9 protein-coding genes and 1 pseudogene are annotated in these 15,664 nt (G+C 51.2%); 5 read left to right on the top strand and 5 right to left on the bottom strand.

Going from position 1 to position 15,664, the window contains the following annotated elements; translation table 11 throughout:
• Nucleotides 1-67 precede the first annotated feature (67 nt).
• From pgm to ACRRSD_RS28375, 4 genes are all read right to left on the bottom strand, one after another.
• Nucleotides 68-1,711 carry a phosphoglucomutase (alpha-D-glucose-1,6-bisphosphate-dependent) gene (gene pgm / locus ACRRSD_RS28390; protein WP_435036516.1) on the bottom strand — a complete coding sequence of 548 codons (1,644 nt, stop codon included), beginning with the start codon at nt 1,709-1,711 and terminating at the stop codon, nt 68-70.
• A gap of 105 nt (nt 1,712-1,816) precedes the next feature.
• Entirely contained in the window at nt 1,817-3,217 is a 1,401-nt protein-coding gene (locus tag ACRRSD_RS28385) for a PLP-dependent aminotransferase family protein (protein ID WP_435036515.1), read from the bottom strand.
• Between the two features lie 49 nt (nt 3,218-3,266).
• On the bottom strand, nt 3,267-4,733 hold the full coding sequence (locus ACRRSD_RS28380) for a hypothetical protein (RefSeq protein WP_435036514.1): 1,467 nt from the start codon (nt 4,731-4,733) through the stop codon (nt 3,267-3,269).
• Between the two features lie 549 nt (nt 4,734-5,282).
• Nucleotides 5,283-6,305: a zinc-dependent alcohol dehydrogenase family protein gene (locus ACRRSD_RS28375; protein ID WP_007914918.1), complete on the bottom strand. Its 1,023-nt coding sequence runs from the start codon at nt 6,303-6,305 to the stop codon at nt 5,283-5,285.
• A 271-nt stretch (nt 6,306-6,576) separates the two neighbouring features.
• Between ACRRSD_RS28375 and ACRRSD_RS28370 the strand changes: the two genes are divergently transcribed.
• Nucleotides 6,577-7,491 carry a LysR family transcriptional regulator gene (locus ACRRSD_RS28370; protein WP_077573006.1) on the top strand — a complete coding sequence of 305 codons (915 nt, stop codon included), beginning with the start codon at nt 6,577-6,579 and terminating at the stop codon, nt 7,489-7,491.
• 1,299 nt (nt 7,492-8,790) lie between these two features.
• Here ACRRSD_RS28370 and ACRRSD_RS28365 read toward each other — a convergent pair.
• Nucleotides 8,791-8,952, bottom strand: a pseudogene (locus ACRRSD_RS28365) (IS5/IS1182 family transposase); the annotation flags it as partial.
• 522 nt (nt 8,953-9,474) lie between these two features.
• On the opposite strand from ACRRSD_RS28365, the gene ACRRSD_RS28360 reads away from it, so the two are divergent.
• From ACRRSD_RS28360 to ACRRSD_RS28345, 4 genes are read left to right on the top strand one after another with little or no spacing between them, the layout of a single operon-like run.
• Nucleotides 9,475-10,593 (top strand): SagB family peptide dehydrogenase, encoded by a 1,119-nt coding sequence (locus ACRRSD_RS28360; RefSeq protein WP_435036513.1) that lies wholly within the window; start codon nt 9,475-9,477, stop codon nt 10,591-10,593.
• Between the two features lie 11 nt (nt 10,594-10,604).
• Nucleotides 10,605-12,461, top strand: coding sequence for a methyltransferase domain-containing protein (locus ACRRSD_RS28355; protein ID WP_435036512.1), 1,857 nt, complete (start codon nt 10,605-10,607; stop codon nt 12,459-12,461).
• Entirely contained in the window at nt 12,461-14,038 is a 1,578-nt protein-coding gene (locus ACRRSD_RS28350) for a carbamoyltransferase C-terminal domain-containing protein (protein WP_435036511.1), read from the top strand. Before ACRRSD_RS28355 ends, ACRRSD_RS28350 begins: the two co-directional genes overlap by 1 nt.
• Nucleotides 14,025-15,242: an MFS transporter gene (locus ACRRSD_RS28345; protein ID WP_435036510.1), complete on the top strand. Its 1,218-nt coding sequence runs from the start codon at nt 14,025-14,027 to the stop codon at nt 15,240-15,242. Before ACRRSD_RS28350 ends, ACRRSD_RS28345 begins: the two co-directional genes overlap by 14 nt.
• The last annotated feature ends 422 nt before the right edge of the window (nt 15,243-15,664 follow it).

Raw genomic sequence — 15,664 nt, 5'->3', positions numbered from 1 at the left:
TTGAAACGCAGGCAAAAAAAGGGGCAACCATCACGGTTGCCCCTTTTTTATGCGCTTGACAATATCATCAGACGGAGATGGCGCCATCCACCAGCGTCTGCGCTTCGACGACCAGTTGCTTGAGGTGGTCGTCACTGATGAAGCTTTCAGCATAGATCTTGTAGATGTCTTCAGTGCCCGACGGACGCGCGGCGAACCAGCCGTTTTCCGTCATCACCTTAAGACCGCCGATTGCCTGATCGTTGCCCGGTGCATGGCTAAGAATGCTCTGGATTTTCTCGCCGGCCAGTTCGGTCGAAGTGACCTGTGCAGGCGACAACTTGCTCAGCAGCGCTTTCTGCTCCGGATTGGCCTTGGCGTCGACGCGCACCGAGAACGGTTCGCCCAGCTCATCGGTCAATGCCTTATAGGCCTGGCTCGGATCGCGGCCGGTGCGTGCGGTCATTTCGGCGGCCAGCAAAGCCGGAATCAGACCGTCCTTGTCGGTACTCCACACGCCACCGTCCTTGCGCAGGAACGATGCGCCCGCGCTCTCTTCGCCACCGAAGCCGAGTGAGCCATCGAACAGGCCGTCAGCGAACCATTTGAAACCGACCGGGACTTCGTACAGACGACGACCCAGACGCTTGGCAACGCGATCGATCAAACCGCTGCTGACCACGGTTTTACCCACGCCAGCGTCCGCGCGCCATTGCGGGCGGTTCTGGAACAGGTAATCGATCGACACCGCCAGATAGTTGTTCGGCGCGAGCAAACCACCGGACGGCGTCACGATGCCGTGGCGATCGTGATCAGGATCGCAGGCGAAAGCGACGTCGAAGCGCTCTTTCAGGCCGATCAGGCCTTGCATCGCGTGGCTCGACGACGGGTCCATGCGAATCTGGCCATCCCAATCGACGGTCATGAAACGGAAGGTCGAATCGACTTCCTTATTCACCACATCCAGGTCCAGACGGTAATGCTCGGCAATTGCCGACCAGTAGCGCACCCCTGCTCCACCCAGCGGATCAACGCCCAGACGCAGTTTGGCGTCCCGAATGGCGTCGAAGTCGATCACGTTGATCAGGTCGGCCACGTAGGTGTTCACGTAGTCGTGACGATGGGTGGTGCTGGCCTTGAGGGCTTGCTCGTAGCTGATGCGTTTAACCCCTGCCAGCTTATTGGCCAGCAGTTCGTTGGCCTTGGCTTCGATCCACTTGGTGATGTGGGTGTCGGCCGGGCCGCCGTTGGTTGGGTTGTATTTGTAGCCACCGCTTTGCGGCGGGTTATGCGACGGCGTGATGACGATGCCGTCCGCCAGACCCGAAGTGCGGCCACGGTTGTAGCAAAGAATGGCGTGGGAAATGGCGGGGGTCGGCGTGTATTCATCACCTTCGGCGATCATCACGGTCACACCGTTGGCCGCCAGTACTTCAAGCGCGCTGGCCCCGGCCGGGGTCGACAGTGCATGGGTGTCGATGCCGACAAACAGCGGTCCGGTGATCCCTTGGGCTTCGCGGTAAAGGCAGATCGCCTGACTGATGGCCAGAACGTGCCACTCGTTGAAACTCAAGTCGAACGAGCTGCCCCGGTGTCCGGATGTACCGAACGCGACACGCTGAGTGGAAATCGAGGCGTCGGGCTGTCCCGTGTAGTAGGCCGTTACCAGTCGCGGGATATCGACCAACAATTCTGCCGGTGCCGGTTTGCCCGCAAAAGGACTGAGTGTCATGCAAAACCTCTGAAATAGAGTGGTTCAGGAATAGAGCGCAGTTTACTGGCAGTTTGACCGCAGTGCGATGGGATCTATCCGGCACTCTCCCGATGTTTTTTAACGTTAATCACCGGGTGCCAGGCGCAAGGCGTCACCGAGCAACCCGACCACGCTGGCCAGATCATGCTCGCCATGGCTCAGCGAACTCAAACGCAGATGCTGCGCATGCAGACCTTGCAGGCTGAACAACTCGCCCGGCGCAATAATGATCTGCTGCCTGAGCAGGTGCTGAAACACATGGCCCATGTTCACCGGACGTAACGAGCGTACCCAGACGGTCGCCCCGCCCTCGGGTTCGACAATCTGCACCGCATCGCCAAGTCGCTCGCGCAACAACTCGATCAATTGCGTACGACGCTCCTTGAGCATTCGCCGCAATACCAATAAATGCTGATCCAGCCGGCCTCCACCCAATAGTCTGGCAATGGCTTTCTGGCGGATCGGCGACAAGCGAAACGCGCGCAACAGAAAATGCCGCTGCAACTCATTGCGCCAATGGCGTGACAGCAGAAAACCGAAAGGTGCCTCGGCGCCGATGAATTTCTCGAACGTGGAAAACACCAGCACACGGTCAGGATCCAGCCAGTCACGCAACCGTTGCGGGGCCCCGCCTTCGTGAAGTTCGCTGTAACAATCGTTTTCCAGCACCCAGGTGCCATGACGCCCGAGCAAATGCGCAATTGTCTGCTGGTTACCCAGCGGTAACAGGCTGCCCCGGGGCATGCTCAACGCTGACGACAACAGAATCAGCCGTACCGACTCGCTCTTGAGCAGCGACTCCAGCCGCTGTGGATCAATCACGCCGCCGGCGAGCAGTGGTAACTCGATGACACGCACCTCGGCGGCGGCCAGCAGACGTAAAATTACCCAGTCACAGGGCGATTCCACGATAACGGTGGCCCGACGCAACTCCAGCACTGAAATCAGTATTTCCAGCACACCACGCAGATCTGCGCCAATGTAAACGTCATCAGCACGCCAATAGTTGGCCGTTGACGAGGTGTAGCGTGCGGCGAGTACCGTACGCAACTCCAGCTCGCCGCAGGGTTGTACCAGCGCTTGCGGCTGGCGCGGATACTGGCGCAGTAGCTCGCGTTCCAGCATTAACAACGGGCTGTCGAGCGGTTGCAATGAGGCCGGTTCATCAGCGCTGAGCACGCACATGCCCGGGCGCCTTGCGTTGACATAAACGGTTTCCAGCAAATCACTGCCACTTTCCGGTGAATCCATCATGTGCAACGCTTGTGCGTAGTAACCGGACTTGGCGACCGAATACACCCGGCCTTCCTTTTCCAGCAGCGAATAGGCGTACTGCACAGTCGAGATCGACACGTTGAGTCGATCAGCCAGTTGACGCAGTGAGGGCAAGCGCACCGCCGCACCACTCCCCGCCTCGTCTATCAGCAACGTCAGATATCGATACACCGCCTGATAAACGAAGTCGTTCTCCCTCGACGCTTTCACGAGCCCGCATCCGTGGGCATGGGTTTAGCTCCCTGCAAGTGGCTCACGGTCAACCTTCTGCCGATCGGTCGACTGCCGGTTCGGTACCCGCGCTGTGCTCACCTTCGTTGTTCGAAGCCGCGTCGCTGGCTGCGGGCATACGAATCGGGCCCATTTTGTACAGACGCACAATCAATCTGACGGGCAGACCACTGACGTCTGTCATCCACTTCATGACCTGTTCCGGCGCATGCAAGCCCTGCATGGCCCGGTGCAGCTCCGGTAATGCCACCAACATGCCGGGGTGACAATTACGCAGGAACCGCTCAAGCCCGGCGCCGCTGTTGATGAACGGTGCAAACATCAGGCACGTCAGCTGGATTTCATTCAGATCGAAACTGGCCGACAGGGCGCTTTCTGCCTGGATACGCAGATGTTCGGGTTCCTGCAGATTGCCGAAGCTCGCCAGCAACTGCTCGCAAACGGGTTCGGGGACCTGCTTTTGCCGCATCGTTTTCAGGCTGTTTTTCAGATAATCGCCGACGCCGGCCTCATAGGTCCGACCTTCGATAAATTGCGCCTGTAAACCTTGCAGATGTGCGGCCACCACGGGTTCTGCGTGCTCATCATCGCCTTGATAAAGCGTCAGGTCATCAGCCTGAAAACCCAGAAAGTCACTCAGCAACGGCCAGCGCTCTTCGAGTTTGCCGACAATCATGTCGTTGATACTGATAAAGCTGGTACGCCGGCAGGCTTCAAACTGACCTTCTGGCCGCCAGGTTACCCGCTCGTCTTCGGGGTAAAACTCGCGGTAATAATCGCCGCCCAACCCGTCGAGCAGCGGGAACAGCATTTCAAAGCCGACAGAAGCCGCCTGCGGCCCGGCAATCGCAGCTTTCTGCACCGCCCGTCCCAGACCGTCGAGGAAGTGGTTTTGCCGACGCGCGGACTCACTGCCGATCATCGCATCAACGCCATTGTTCCAGCGGGCCACCTGCCCGTAGAACTCGGCAGTGGCCAGGTAAGCGTCATCCCATAGTTCCAGCGGCTCATTCCAGGTGCGACGATGCCCGATCAGCAGCAGGTTGATGCGATTGGCCTCACGACCGGCGTCGCCGATGGGGGCCTGATGATCAAACGGTAAAACCTCGCGGTGATTCACCATCACCAGCTCCACACGCGGGTCGTCATACAGAAACAATGCGCTGTAGCTACGGTGCATGTTTTGCAGCGACGCTTGGCTGCTGCCGTTCCAGCGCAGCGTGGCCACCCGCAACTGAAAAGTCGCCGGTGACCGCCCCGCGATGGTCAGCTGCGCCGCCCGCAGCAATGCCAGCGTATAACAACTGTCGCGCGACCCTGACTGGTTCACCAGCACCTTGAAATGACCGATGTTCTCCATACCGCCGGCGGCCACTGCCAGTCGCTGGATCAGCAACTGCAGCGCCGTGCGTTCTGCGCGGGAGAAAAAACTCAGCAAACGTTGCAATACTTGCTGGTAGACATAGTTCATTGCCTGATCATGGATCGTGCTCATCGGTATTTACCCGGTATCGAAAGTTTCATGCCGCGCGTACTGAGATATCAGCCAGCAGCAATTCATCAATAAGTAATAGACGTTCGAATGCTAACACTTACAAGTTTGTAGTTATTTGAAACACTTGAGCTGACAAAACCCCTCGCGCTACCGAGAGCCAGCCTCAAGCCACTGTAATTATTGAGGTATTTTTTTCGGGACGCAGTCCTAGGAAACTTCCCACAGGGTCCCACGGCAAGTGAGTACAAGAAAAAGAGAAGCGGTTTCCGAATAGCCCTACAACAATTAAACAGAAGTTGGCTTGATCAATCGATTTATTCGTTTGATATCGCGCAGGACAAATTGAATGCACAGCCATGACTCATTCCTTGAGATGAAAGTAATCATTCAATTATCAGGGCTTACATTGTGATTAGAAGATACAGATCGAGAGCAAAAACCAGTTCAGTTGCTGAACGGTTCCCGGTGCAGTACCAGCAAGCTCTGTTTTTTCAGGAGGGAGGCTAAACGCAGAAGAGTCCGTGGGGCCACGGACTCTGATGACAAGGCTTACGCCGGTTCGACTTGCAGGGCGACCCGTTCGCGGCATGGGCATTCGTCCATGTAGCGATGCGCTTCGACGAACTCGTTGAACGGAAATACACGCGTCTTCAGTGGCAGCAACACGCGATCAGCGGTCAACTGGTTGATGTCACGCAAGGCACGCTGCAAAGCGACGTGATCCTGAGTGATGCCCAGTTCCGGCTTGCCGGTGAAGTTGCCGATGCAATGCACGAAGAACTGGATGTTCTTCTGAAACGCTGCGCAGGCCGGGAACGGCGTCTGGTTGCCGCCCTGCAAGCCGTACAGCACCAGGCTGCCACGCGGTGCCAGCACGTCGCCAAGCAGCGACATCTGCGGCCCGCCGAGACCGTCGAACACCACGTCGACACCACGGTTGTCGGTGATCTTGTTGATTCGCATCAGCAGATCTTCTTCTTCGGTGACGATGACCTTTTCTGCACCAAGGGACAGCAGGTACTCGCGTTCTTCGGCTTCTTTGGTCGCGGCAATCACCCGCACACCCATCGCCTTGCCCAGCTGGACAAAGGAAGGACCGGCGCAATGGCTGGCGTCAGTGACCAGTGCAAACTGCCCCGGCTTGACCCGCGCCAGATCGGCATAGGCAAAGTAGGCGATCAGCAGCGGCGTGTAGTGCACGCTGGCTTCGATCGGGCTGAGCACATCTGGATAACGGGTCAGCGCGGTACGCGGCAATACGATCGACTCGCCGTAAACCGGGTAGTCGTTCGGGCTTTCAGCCGGGAAACTGGCAACCTTGTCACCAACGGACAGGTCCTCGACATCGGCACCGACCGCCGTGACCACACCAGCCATCTCATGGCCGAGGCCCGATGGCAGACGTGCCTGGGACGATGCCAGATTCTGACGCCACAGGGTGTCATACCAGCTGATGCCGATCGCCTCGACGCGCACCTGCACTTCGCCAGGACCTGGCTGAGCGGCCGCATGCTCTTCGCATTTGAGCACCTCGGCCGGACCAAACTTGTGAAAACGGATCGTGCGGGACATCGCAAACCTCGTCAAAGTAACCTCTAATGCCATGAACTCTATCTGGGCTTTTGACCCAAGACTATCAGTGGCTATTAATAGTCGACATGCCTGTCATTGATTCCGCAGCAGGGACGGCATTGGCAAAATCCATGGAAAAAACTGCTGCCACCGTCTCAGTTAAGCTGAATTTTCCGGTGCAGAGTACCAGCCTTTCCCCGTAAGATTCATGCCGGCCATTGTTCTCATATGGCTGCTCTCGTCAAGCTTGATGACTCTGCCAGGACTCCAGATGAATCGTAATGACCTGCGTCGTGTCGACCTGAACCTGTTGATCGTATTCGAAACATTGATGCACGAACGCAGTGTGACCCGGGCGGCAGAAAAACTGTTCCTCGGTCAACCGGCGATCAGTGCGGCGCTTTCGCGCCTGCGCAGCCTGTTCGATGACCCGCTATTCGTACGCACCGGGCGCAGCATGGAACCGTCCGCCCGCGCGGTGGAAATCTTCGCCCTGCTCTCGCCGGCCCTCGATTCGATTTCGACCGCCGTCAGCCGTGCGGCCGAATTCGACCCGGCGACCAGCACCTCGGTATTCCGTATCGGTTTATCAGATGACGTCGAGTTTGCCCTGCTGCCGATGCTGCTCAAACGCCTGCGTGCCGAATCCCCGGGGATCGTGCTGGTGATCCGTCGCGTCAATTACATCCTGATGCCGGGGCTATTGGCCTCCGGTGAAATATCCATCGGGGTCAGCTACACCACCGACCTGCCGGCCAACGCCAAACGCAAGGTCCTGCGTCGCAGCGCACCAAAACTGCTGCGTGCCGATACCGTGCCGGGGCCGTTGAGCCTGGATGACTACTGCGCGCGTCCACATGCGCTGGTGTCGTTTGCTGGCGATCTCAGTGGGTTCATTGATGAAGAGCTGGAGAAGCTGGGGCGCAAGCGGCATGTGGTGCTGGCCGTGCCGCAGTTCAATGGGTTGAGTACGTTGTTGGCGGGCACTGACATCGTGGCGACCGTGCCGGATTACACGGCGGATGCGTTGACGGCGGCTGGCGGCGTTCGTGCGGAAGATCCGCCGTTGCCGACGCGTACGTTTGAGCTGCATATGGCCTGGCGTGGGTCGCAGGATAACGACCCGGGTGAGCGGTGGTTACGGTCGCGGATTCAGATGTTTTTCGGCGACCCTGAGAGTCTTTAGGCGTTGTCGGGCAGGCTGTTTAGCTGATCATTTCTGGCTTTTCATAGGCCATGGAGATCCATTCACTTCCAGTGGATTGCTACATTGGGGGCACATCTGAGGGCATGCATTGGATCGCTTGAAAAAGGATGCCCCCAGCCTAAGGTCCGGCAGCCCCTTCTCGGAAAAGTCATACGCTACTGGTCGCAAACCGCCGTCGAGCGCTATCCGATTACATCAGCGTGTCGATTACTATCTTCTGGCCCCTATGAAATACTGCCGGCCCGGTGCAGAGACACGATACGATCCTCCCCCCGAACATAGCGGCATGACCAAACGTGACGAAGACCAACACGATGAGGAACCGGTGTAAGCGTATGGTGAATTACCCTCTCGCTCTTATGGCCGGGGTCGGGTAGGTAAATTGCCGGACGGCTTAGACGTTGATCACCTCCCCCCCCCCCCCCCGCCACGAATACCCAATCTCGCGTTTCTTCAATGGGCCACCGATCCGCGGCAGCGCCTTCAAATTTCACGGCCCTGATCGAGAAAGTTCGAAGCGCGAGGATCAATCACAATCTTCCCGCGAGATATCCGAAAAGTCTGTGAGCACATCGCAATTGATGCAGTGGTACATGCCGGAAGCGTCTTGGTAATGCATACCGCAAAAGCATCCACAAAACGGGCAGCACTCTTGAATCTCCAAATCACCCCACGCCCAGACGCCCACGTATTCCGGTAACGCGTCTCGCCCATACCCCGTGATTTCGAATGCATTAGCATTTTTCGCTATGAATCCATCTTCACCTTCATCCATCAGGATGGGCAACACAACCTCTTCATGCTGCGCTTTCGTGAGATTTAGAAGCGCAGCTGCTTCCTTGTAGAACTAGTTCAGGTCGGGAGTCGCCTCATGGTCGCTTGTCCCAGCTTCGTCAAGTATGTTTTTACATACTGACTCCAGGAGGGTTCGAGCCATTGTGATGGCGCAATGCTTTGCAAGCGGAGTACTGAGCCAGCAGGGGCATGTGTCAGCTCATCAAAAGTCCGGTGTTTGGAGATCGCTTGGCCTGCTGGTGTTTTTAGCAGGGATGCAATCTGTGAAATGTCATTCTGCGTGAGATTTCCATGCTTCAGTAGCCTGTCAGCAGCCTCCTGAAGCCAGTCCGATTGCTCTAGCAGCCACGTACGAACCTGTCCCTGCGCGTCCATAAGATACTCCCTGCCGACGATGAGTCATTTGACGCTAGCAGATCCCTTCATATGCTCAGTTTCGTAGCCTGTCTTTGAATTCTCAGGGTCCAACGGCTCGTGCTTCCATACCCTCGGCAGGGTTTTGGTCTGAAAGTGAGTACTTCCCATCCAGAATTTGAGCGTGCCAAAGGGATGCTCCACCGTCTGCCGGCGCCCCTTCATCTTCCCCGGAACATCCTCAAGTCGGATCTGCACTCCTTCGACTACTGTCCCATGCTCTGAACGCTTCCTATCGCCGAGCCAAGCGGAGCTATAGGGCATCGGCGGTATGTCATCATTCGAACCCGCGTTTCTGGCTTGTATTGAAAATTTCTTAAAATTTCATGCTCGAAAATGAATCATGCAATACCTCGCAACTACTTGATTATACGAAAATTGAATCACAAGCCCCAGTTTGGTGCTATGTAATAAACAGTTTTAAGCACCACATGAGAGCGCAACTGACAAAAAACGGTATTGACCTGTTACAAAAAAAAATTAAACATTATCTTCGAAGTCAGCAGGCTTCGAATTAATCACGCTAAGAGGGACGATTTTATGCGTAAAGCAAATCTGCAAACTCGGCTAACTGCGCTTTCCAACGATGCATACCAACATCTCCTTGCTCCAAAAAAACAGTTGACCAAACTCCTGGATTAACCCTGAAATATTGATAGATTTGTCACCTAAAGTTGGCAGGCGGGATCTTTCCCGCCTGCTATTTAATTACGCTTATTACCAATACCTAAATTATTTCTGAAGGGAATCGAAATGATAGAAGCAGTCGTCAATCAAGATATTATTATCACGGTTTCATCAGAAAAAATTGGACTTTGGAATTTAATCTCTGGAGAACAATACGAAATTTATGAGAGATCTTACTGGGCAAGGATTTTCGAACTGGTGAGTAGGCCGGACTTGTTGGATTTTTCAAAAAGTGAGGACGTTGGATTATACGAAGCTGGATTAATTCTAATTAATGAAGATGCCCGCAACTACGAGCGCAATTTACAAAGCAATGGAAATTGGGGATGGGATCAGATCTCAAGAATTTTTCATTTGGGCAGTAAACATATAACGATGGATGACGGTGTAATAAATGATACGACCAAGCGGGAAATAGGGTATTTGAATTATTGCGAAAGCATATTTCCAAATATTCCTGAAATTGAGATTGAGCGAGAAGGTGAACTAATAGAGTTGCCGCCCTACGATGGTCAGGCATTTCGCTCAGAAACCCTAGAGAAAACTTTGCGGGCTCGTTCTACGAGTCGAAAGTTCGTCAAAGATCCAATCTCCCTACAAGCCGTCGCAAATATTTTGTATATGACGTTTGGAAAGATACATGGAGACTTAAGGAAAGACGAAATGGAGCAAAGGGGATTAGTTACAGTTGGCTACCGGAGGTCTTCGCCAAGCGCCGGTAGCCTTCAGGCCACAGAGGCTTATATCATTGTGCAAAACGTCGAGGGGTTGGCAGCCGGAGTTTACCACTATAGATCGCACCAGCATAAGCTTACTTTACTCAGTACCGACCTGACGATACCACTCGACAAAGCGCTGTGCTACCAAGACTTCGCTCTAGATGCTGGTTTACTTGTAATTTTGACATCTCGCTTCGACAAGCTGTGGTGGAAATACCCACATTCGAGAGCTTATCGTTCAGCACTTATGGATGTAGGGCATCTATCCCAGACTTTTAATCTCGTTACGACAGCGCATGGTTTAAACACTTGGCTCACAGGTTTTTTTATTGATGATCTTTTGAACCAGCAACTGAGAATAGATTCTCATAAGGAACATACCATCTTCGTCCTGGCTGCTGGGCATGGAGCACCAGATCCGGTTAATCCGGGAATCGAACTAGCACTTGCAAGTTTGCGTGCCTGATGGGGGCATAGATGGGTATGGCATATTCTTCTAGTGAAAGCTCTGAGGCATTAAGAAAAAAAGCAGATATATTTTTGCAGGATGCAAACTTCGATGAGGCGCTCTCATGTTACAAAGCTTCCTTGGCCCATGACCCACAAAATATAAAAGCCTTACATAATTTTGCGAAGCTGCATGAAAAAAATGGGAGTATAACAAAGGCAATCTCATTATACCGCGCAGCAATTGACGAGCACTGTTTCGACGATGAAACGGCAATGTTTCTTTACAAGAGTCTTGCAGATTGTGCAGAAGCCTCAGGAAAATCCAACCTGGCGATCTGGGCCTATAGTAAAGCGTCTAAATCAGAAAAATTTCCATTCCACGAAATTGCTTTCGCCTGTTTAGAAAGTTTAAGAAAGGTCAAACTAAATGATTACGACGAAGAAATTACTGACCTTTTAGGTCCCCTTTTGTTGGTAGATAATCTGGACAGGCAAATTATTGCCGACATTTATTTTGATAACCTAGGCCGAAAAATAAAAAAAATTTTCAATATTGCAAACCCATTTAAAATTTCAAACATATCAAACCAATTGGTAGAGGAGAAAAGTATAGATTTTTTCCTTTCTGGGTTTGCTGTAAGAAATATCCAGGTAGAGATGGCTCTGCGGAAAATGCGCAAAGCGTATCTAACAGCTTTTTCGGAACAAATATTTTCGGCTGCCGATAACCGACTGATCAACTTAATAGCCCAGCAACAAAGTCGTAGTGGTGCAATATGGGGGGTCGAAGAGATAGAGGAAAGTTTATTGAGCGAATTGAGAAGCGCTCTAGAAACAAAAGTAATCGACGACAGCTTTGTGAAAATAACTTGCTCGATAATTGCAATGTATGAAGCGCCTATATCTAAAATCCAAAATCGCAAATGGGGCAAGACATGTCCCTGGCCGAGCTATTGGGATAACTCTGGTATTATTTTTAAATTGGAATCAGCAAACCCTGATCATGTGTGTGCAAGCTTTTATACCGAAAATCCATATCCCCAGTGGTCTGAAAAGCCAACATACTCTGTCGCCGATCTCGATGAGGACCTTAAATCACTTGTGATCAATAATCAGGGGGGAATAGCAGGAGAAACCACTGATTATATATTGATCGCTGGGTGTGGTACAGGTCAGCAGGCAATTAGAGCTGCGCTAACATATCCCAAATGTAGGGTTGTTGGGTTAGACATAAGCCTTGCAAGTATCGAATTTGCAAATATCAAGAAAGTGGAGTTTCGGATCACAAATCTTAGCTTTATTTTGGGTGATCTTTCAAAAATTGAAAACATAGGCTTGAATTTTCGACTAATTGAGTGTGTCGGTGTTCTCCATCATATGAAAGATGAGTTTTTAGCATTACGCTCGCTCCTAAGTCATCTCACCCCCCAAGGGGTCCTTAAGGTCGGCCTTTATAGCTCGCTCGCCAGAAGACCAATTCGACGACTAGAACAGATATGCATGGAGAAACAGATAAAATTTAATAGCGAAAGCATTGAGTCTGTTCGTACTGTAGCCATCGACAACTCCGAGATTTTTGGCTTGGAAAGTATTACGAGTTCACATGATTTTTTTGACAGGTACTCATGTAACGACCTGTTATTTCACCCCAGAGAGCGCGGATATTGCATATCTGAAATTAAAGAGATTTGTGCAGAACTTGATTGCGAATTTGCCGGTTTTCAAACCAGCACATTCGCGGGGGATGAGCACTTTATAAAGTTTGATTCCACGCCCGAGAATCTAGAAGTAAATTTTGATTGGTGGTCCAAAACAGAAGAGGAAATCCCTTCAATGTTTGGGAATATGTATATATTTTGGCTGAGACCAAAGAGGAGTAGTTAGTGGAAATATTAGGATTCAATATTGGTCATGATGGGCATATATGCTCAATAAAAGATGGCAAGCTCATTTATAGTTATGAGAACGAAAAAGATAATGGCGCCAGATATTCTTCGACTTCACTAACTGCCGCTGTGACACATTCACTGCAAGGATTTATGAATTCGGACTGCATTGCAGTCAGCGGCTGGGCAGAAGGCCCACATCCAACAGGCTATCCAATAGATGGTGGCTATCTAGGGTTAAATGTAGCAGAGAAAACACTCAGCACTCCAGGAAAAAACTTTACATGGGTAGAGTGCTCTCATGAGGTGTCACACATTGTGTCCTCATACGCAATGTCAAAGTGGGCAGATACGGATAGTTGTTACGTGTTGCTGTGGGAAGGGTACATAGGGAATTTTTATTTCATCGATTCTAATCTAAACATAACATTGCTGGCAAAAATACTAGAAAGCCCGGGGTTGAGATATGCTTTTGCATACGGGCTTGCCGATCCGTCTTTCAATTTACGACCGGGGTATGCGCGCCTAGGTGACGCCGGGAAAATGATGGCGCTCACTGGATATGGGCGCAAAAAAAAACCTACAACTGCACAACAGTACGCTCTAGATTATATTCTAAGTTGTGAGTCTGCTATCACGACACTTGATAAAAAAGATCTATTGTCCAGCCCTTTGTACAATATAGGCGTAGAGTCTACAGAGTTTTGTGACTTTGCGAAAATGCTCAGCGACCGCTTATTTGAAATTTTCTTGGATAAAGTTACACACCATGTAACAACGATACACCCTTTGGTTATATCCGGCGGATGTGGGTTGAATTGCGAGTGGAACACTAATTGGCGAAACTCTGGATTGTTTAGTGATATCTTTATACCACCGTGCACTAATGATACAGGTGTCGGTATAGGTGCCAGCGCGATAGCCCAAAAAAAAATTACAGGAAAGGTAGCAGTTGATTGGTCAGTTTATTCAGGGCAGAACTTTGTCTTTGACACTGAAATCACAAAATTCAGCATGTCAAAGTTAGACTTTAGAGAAATATGTCGTCTGCTTTTAAACGGTGAGGTTATTTGCTGGGTGCAAGGACGATGTGAGATAGGCCCTCGTGCTTTGGGAAATCGCTCAATGCTCGCTGCACCTTTCGATAAGGAAACAGCAGAAAAAATCAATAGAATTAAACAGCGGGAAAAATTTCGTCCAGTTGCACCGGTTTGCCTCCAAGAAGATGCCTCTCTGCACTTTGAAGGATGTATTGAAAGTAAATTCATGCTGGAGTTTTTTCGCGTAATCAATCCCGACCTGCACGCGGTGACTCACATTGATGGCACCGCGCGGGTTCAAACTGTATCACATCAGGATAATGTAACTCTCTATCAACTATTGTGCGAGTTCAAAAAGCAAACGGGGGTTGGGGTGCTCTGCAACACATCCCTTAATGAGAAGGGTAAAGGTTTTATCAACAGACTCTCTGATCTTGAAGAGTTCTGCGCGAATAAATCAATCAACCGCTTTGTCGTAAACGATGTAATGTATACAGCGAGATCTGAGGAGTTCCAAGACTGTGAATCTACCTAAAGTCAAAGGCTACTGGTGCCTATGCGGCGTGCGGTTTAGCACTTCAATCGCGCTATGGATCGATTTCATTCTTATTTTTTCAGTGCTTACCTTTGGTTTTCACTCTAGCACCGAGAAAATTGGGTTAGCAGCCGCCATGTACGGAATACCACCTTTAATATTGGGGCCAGTATTCGGCAGAATGATAGATAAGGTAAATTTGTTTCGATTTATACCTATAAGCTTTACATTAAGGTGTGCAGCGTCCTGCCTGTTATTTGTAGCCTCAACAGAAGATATTTTTCTGTTGTTAGTGTTCTTTAAAGGGTTGTCTAATTTAGGATCCGCAGCTTCAGAAATTGTTCTCACTCGTAAATTACTTGACGATAGCGACATTCCAAAAAACACTGCTTTCATTACTGTGGTTGATCAATTTATTAAAGTTTGCTCTCCCTTGGTGGCGGGCGTCGTCGCATCGCTATCGGATAAGTCTAGTGGTTTCTTGTTTTCTGCTTTATTTTCGCTGGCAGGACTAATCTTCAGCATTGCTCTCTGGCGCCTACATGGTAAAACGCTTAAAACTCATACAGCCACAGAAAGAACTCTTGGCAGTCTAGCTGCTATACGGAAGCTTTATGCATCGGGGCCTTCGACCCAACTTTTTTTATTGTGCTCACTAGCCCAGTCTGGGGTGCTTGGTTTTTACGACTCAATGTTAGGAACACTGCTTAAGACATTATCGCTAGGTCCATCTGCATTTGGTATAGTGGTTAGTGCCACTGCACTTGGCGGGGTCAGTGCCGGCTTCGCTTTCAAATATCTTTACCCTTCAAAGGCTTTACTATGTTCTACTATTTCACTGATGATTTATGGCGTTTGCATCATGTTTTCAGGTGTGGTCGCGATCTTGCAGTTACCTTTCGCACTTATATTATTTATAGCGGTATTCTTTTTGTCAGGCATCGCCTACAGCCTCACATCCATGGCGTTCGCGGTTACTTTACAAAAAAGTTGCTCCCCGTCTCATCTCGGGTTTATCTCATCTAGCGCACGGAGCCTGACGCTGACTCTGTTAATTGGTGGGCCTGTCATCGGAGGTTTTGTTGGACGTATAACTTCGATTGAAACGGTTTTTATGATCGCGGGTTTATCTGCAATTGTAATTGGGCTTGCTCTCCATCTCAAGTATGCACAGGCTGTAATCGATAGGACCTTAGAGGCTTGATGTTTATATTTTAAAAATTTGAGGTGTCAGAGGAACAGGTATTAGGTCTAGCGGCAAATTGACAACCGCAAAGGTCAGATTAGCGTGTTCAATGACAAGGCCTCAACCGGCTACCGCTAAGGACACGATTCAGAGCGATGTAGTTGCGCCCCAGCTCCCGTGAGAAAATGACTCGGCCATGACAACTCCCCCCGCTTTCAAAAGCGCAACATATGCTGCTGTGCCGCCGCGTCTGCAAGCTCGGCGTCGGCAACCCAAGATTGGGCAATACGCTGAAGCATTGCGCTGGTGCGTACAAACTCCGAGGACGCATCTGCCCACTCACGAGGTTGACGGGCCAGGGCACGCTCTTTGTTCACCGCCCTCCCCGATCTGCTGACTGAATACACCCCGCATATTATCCTTTCGATGCTGACGCCACG

Source organism: Pseudomonas neuropathica (genome assembly GCF_051174785.1).
Lineage (GTDB): Bacteria > Pseudomonadota > Gammaproteobacteria > Pseudomonadales > Pseudomonadaceae > Aquipseudomonas > Aquipseudomonas neuropathica_A.
This window is presented reverse-complemented; position numbering and strand designations above follow the sequence as displayed.